This is a genomic window from Marinobacter sp. (genome assembly GCF_033722195.1).
In the GTDB taxonomy this organism is placed as follows: Bacteria; Pseudomonadota; Gammaproteobacteria; order Pseudomonadales; family Oleiphilaceae; genus Marinobacter.
The window spans coordinates 1-3,894 of sequence record NZ_JAWVZL010000161.1; the positions used below are offsets into that span (position 1 = coordinate 1).

The following is a 3,894-nucleotide window of genomic DNA, read 5'->3' on the forward strand; positions in this document are numbered from 1 at the left end:
AGGTTGGAGACGCAGCGGCGGGCGATTTCCAGGGCGTGGGCGTCGTTCTCGGCGTAATGGTCGGCAACGCCGGACACCTTGCAGTGGACGTCGGCACCGCCGAGGTCTTCCGCGGTGACCACTTCACCCGTGGCGGCCTTCACCAGCGGCGGGCCAGCCAGGAAGATGGTGCCCTGGTTGCGGACGATAATGGACTCGTCCGCCATGGCGGGCACGTAGGCGCCGCCGGCGGTGCACAGGCCCATGACGACGGCGATTTGGGGGATGTCGTCAGCGGACATGCGGGCCTGGTTGAAGAAGATGCGGCCGAAGTGGTCCCGGTCGGGGAAGACTTCGTCCTGGCGGGGCAGGTTGGCGCCGCCGGAATCCACCAGGTAAATGCAGGGCAGACGGTTCTGCAGGGCGATTTCCTGGGCCCGCAGGTGCTTTTTCACGGTCAGCGGATAGTAGCTGCCGCCTTTGACGGTGGCGTCGTTGGCGATGATCATGCATTCGGTGCCGGAGACCCGGCCCACGCCGGCAATCACACCGGCGGCGGGTACATCCTCGCCGTAGACGTCATAGGCGGCGAACTGGCCGATCTCCAGGAAGGGCGAGCCGTCGTCCAGCAGGCGGTTGATGCGCTCCCGGGGCAGCAGTTTGCCGCGGGCGATGTGGCGTTCCTGGTAGGAGGGGCCGCCGCCCTGCTGGATGGTGGCGACTTTGTCCCGCAGGTCGGCCACGGCCTTGGCCATGGCGGCCTGGTTGGCCTGGAACTCGTCGGACCTTGGGTTAATTTTGCTTTGCAGTACTGTCATTTTTTGGGCCTCGAGGTTCGGGGCTGCGGCCCGGGCGGGATGTCTTTCCGGGAAACGCTACGAGCACATCCCTGTGCGCTTGTTTCAGGCCGTCCCTGGCCTTCAACATTCCCGGAAAGACACCCCGCCAGGTCCGCGTCATACTTTGGGTGCTTGTCGTCCCTGGCGTTTCTGGCTGGGGACGGCCTCTGTCATGAAGCTGTGTGTTACTTGTTCAGAAACAGCTCGCGCCCGATCAGCATGCGGCGGATTTCGGACGTGCCGGCGCCGATTTCGGAGAGCTTGGCGTCCCGCAGCAGGCGGCCTGTCGGGTACTCGTTGATGTAGCCGTTGCCGCCAAGCAGCTGGATGGAGTCCAGGGCGAGCTGGGTGGCGGTTTCGGCGGAGTAGAGGATGGCGCCGGCGGCGTCCTTGCGGGTGGTTTCGCCGCGGTCGGCGGCCATGGCCACCATGTAGACGTAGGATTTGGCGGTGTTCATTTTGGTGTACATGTCCGCTACCTTGCCCTGCACCAGCTCGAACTCGCCGATGGCCTGGCCGAACTGCTTGCGCTCCCGGATGTAGGGCACGGTGACGTCCAGCGCCGCCTGCATGATGCCCAGCGGGCCACCGGCCAGTACCAGGCGCTCGTAGTCGAGGCCGCTCATCAGTACCCTGGCGCCGCCGTTGAGCTCACCCAGGATGTTCTCCTTGGGTACCTTGCAGTCCTGGAATACCAGCTCACAGGTGTTTGAGCCGCGCATGCCCAGCTTGTCCAGCTTCTGGGCCTGGGTGAAACCGGGGGTGTCACGCTCGACGATGAAGGCGGTGATGCCGCGCGGGCCAGCGCCCGGGTCGGTCTTGGCGTAGATCACGTAGACGTTGGCGTCGGGGCCGTTGGTGATCCACATCTTGTTGCCGTTGAGGACGAAGTGGTCTCCTGCGTCTTTGGCGGCCAGTTTCATCGACACCACGTCGGAGCCGGCGTTGGGCTCGGACATGGCGAGGGCGCCCACGTGCTCACCGGTGACCAGCTTGGGCAGGTATTTCTGCTTCTGTTCTTCGGTGCCGTTGTTGTGGATCTGGTTGACGCAGAGGTTGGAGTGGGCGCCGTAGGACAGACCCACCGAGGCGGACGCGCGGCTGATCTCCTCCATGGCGATGACGTGGGCCAGGTAGCCCATGCCGGAGCCGCCGTATTTCTCATCGACGGTGATACCCAGCAGGCCCATATCTCCAAACTTGCGCCAGAGGTCGGCGGGGAAGAGGTTGTCCCGGTCGATGTCGGCCGCCCGCGGCGCAATTTCGGAGGCGGCGAAGCCATTGATCTGCTGGCGCAGCATGTCCAGGGTCTCGCCGAGGCCGAAGTTGAATTCGGAATAATGTGACTTCATGGTTTGCACCTTCTTGTTTGCGGAATGTGTGGTCGCGGCCGGCACCCTGGCCTGGGCGTTGGCGCCCGCCGACACTACGAAATTTGTGGGGCCGTCAGGCCTGGGCCTGTTCCTTCGCGGCCTTTTTCTTCTGCAGCTCCCGAAGGGCGTCGCGGCAACGGGCCTCGGCGCTGTCGATCTCCATCTCCACCATGGCGATGTCCTTTTTCTGCTGCTCGATCTGGGCCCGTTTGCGGTCCAGGGTCTCCAGCATCAGGTGCAGCTGCTTCTCGTTACCGCTGAGGGTCTTGTCCCAGAGGTCGAACAGCTCCTTGGTCTCGGCCAGGGAAAAGCCCATGCGCTTGCCCCGCAGGATGAGCTTGAGGCGCACCCGGTCCCGGGAACTGAAGATCCGGGTCTGGCCGCGCCGGGTCGGGCTCAGCAGGCCCTGGTCCTCATAGAAGCGCACGCTGCGGGTGGTGACATCAAACTCACGGGCAAGGTCGCTGATGCTGTAGGTTTCGCGGGACGAAGATTCTTTGATGGCACCATCTTTACCGGGCATACGTCTAACCTCTCTGGGAACAACAAATCCTAGTCTGAAGTTTACGTAAACGTAAACAAAAATCAAGAATCCGGGCGTGAAAGTCCCGATTCAGGATGCAGGGTTATTGCCGGTCTCAGCGACAGGCGTAGTCTGGGCCCGGGGGTTGCGGGGGTAGTAGCGTTCCGGCAGGCGCTCGATGTGGGTGAAACGGCGGGTGTCCTTGTAGGGCATTTTCATGAAGCCGGAGACGCCCAGGCCGCTGATCTGGGGCACCGCCGCCAGGATTTCGTCCAGCCGCTTCGAGAATTCCGCCTCCCGTTCGGGATCCAGCAGGCGGTAATGGCTGTGGATCTTGAGGTGGGTGGGCAGGGCCTCGAAGATGATCATGCCGGTGTGATGGATGTCGTTCAGCGCTTCCAGGGCCAGGATGATGGGGCGCGGCAATACCAGGAATTCCTCGGGGTCCGGCCCGTCCTCGAAGTAGGAGTGTACCCGGGACTGGTCCTCCACCTCCGGCGCGGCGCTGATCTCATAGGGCAAGGTCATGCCCTCGTCCACCAGGAAAGGCTGGTTCGGGTCGCTGCGATCCAGGTGCAGGGTGTCGCGGGCATTGAACAGGCAGCTCTTGAAAATACCCTGGCGATAGATGGCACGGGCCAGGTTCACCATGTTGTTGACGGCGCTGACGAAGGCGGGCCGCAGTGCCGGGTCGTGCAGATTCAGGGAGGTGTCGATGTAGACGCCGTCGCTTTCCCAGCGCACCGCGAGGCCGCCCACCACCGGGTACTTGCCGAGCCGGCTGACGGCGGCCAGGAAAGCCTTCTCGGTTTCCCCCATGCCCTGCATGAAGTTCTTGTAGTAGCGGTCAAGCTGGACATCGTTGACGTCGTTCAGGGTCTCGGCAGCATCTTCCTGGCGCAGGAAGGATTTACGGGAGCTGTAGACCACGGTATCGATCTCCCGCTCGGTGGCACGGGTCCAGACCGGCACCATGGGGGTGATGGTGCGCTCCGGCAGGTCCACCATCACGCTGCGCGCCATCCGCGGCATCTCTTTGACGAAGTAGTCGCCGGCCTGGCATCGCCGCTCCGGGTCCGGATCCAGCATGCCCTCCAGCACCCGCGCGAACTCCATGGGCAGGCCCAGGGACGTGGGCGGTATCGCCAGGTGGCCAAAGCGGCAGGACTGGCCGGAAGCA

Annotated in this window: 3 protein-coding genes and 1 pseudogene; all 4 read right to left on the reverse strand. The window is 63.7% G+C overall.

Going from position 1 to position 3,894, the window contains the following annotated elements; genetic code table 11:
* Positions 1-797, reverse strand: a 797-nt coding sequence (locus R3280_RS16175) for a carboxyl transferase domain-containing protein (protein WP_318999640.1), incomplete at its 3' end; no start/stop codon positions are given.
* Between the two features lie 206 nt (positions 798-1,003).
* A complete protein-coding gene (locus R3280_RS16180; RefSeq protein ID WP_318999641.1) occupies positions 1,004-2,170 on the reverse strand; it encodes an isovaleryl-CoA dehydrogenase in 1,167 nt (388 codons plus the stop codon).
* A 94-nt stretch (positions 2,171-2,264) separates the two neighbouring features.
* Complete coding sequence (locus tag R3280_RS16185; RefSeq protein WP_318999642.1) at positions 2,265-2,714, reverse strand: MerR family DNA-binding transcriptional regulator; 450 nt, start codon at positions 2,712-2,714, stop codon at positions 2,265-2,267.
* A gap of 90 nt (positions 2,715-2,804) precedes the next feature.
* Positions 2,805-3,894 (reverse strand): annotated as a pseudogene (locus R3280_RS16190) (serine/threonine protein kinase); the annotation flags it as partial.

Bases quoted from the DNA above. Each gene is read 5' to 3' on its own strand.
- R3280_RS16180 (WP_318999641.1), bottom strand. From the start codon at position 2,170: ATGAAGTCACATTATTCCGAATTCAACTTCGGCCTCGGCGAGACCCTG.
- R3280_RS16185 (WP_318999642.1), bottom strand. From the start codon at position 2,714: ATGCCCGGTAAAGATGGTGCCATCAAAGAATCTTCGTCCCGCGAAACC.